1 protein-coding gene is annotated in these 265 nt (G+C 63.8%); it reads left to right on the plus strand.

What is annotated here, in order from left to right:
- Positions 1-265, plus strand: a 265-nt coding sequence (locus SB724_RS20485; protein ID WP_410572736.1) for a [protein-PII] uridylyltransferase family protein, incomplete at both ends; no start/stop codon positions are given.

Here is a 265-nt window from a genome sequence, read left to right on the forward strand (position 1 = left end):
GGTTCCGACGAATTGGCCGCGGACTTTGTGAAGTTGATAGATCCCATCCGGTACCCGGCAGAGTTGGCCGAAACTGACGTGCGGGAAATTCGCAGGATCAAGGCCCGCGTGGAGTCGGAGCGCCTCCCGAGGGGTGCCGATCCGGCCAGGCACGTGAAGCTTGGCCGTGGAGGACTCAGCGACGTGGAGTGGCTGGTGCAGCTCTTGCAGCTTCAGCACGCGGGGAAGCATCCTGACCTGCGGACCACTTCCACCATGGAGGCGC

Source organism: Bacillus sp. SIMBA_031, assembly GCF_046535225.1.
Lineage (GTDB): Bacteria > Bacillota > Bacilli > Bacillales > Bacillaceae > Bacillus > Bacillus velezensis.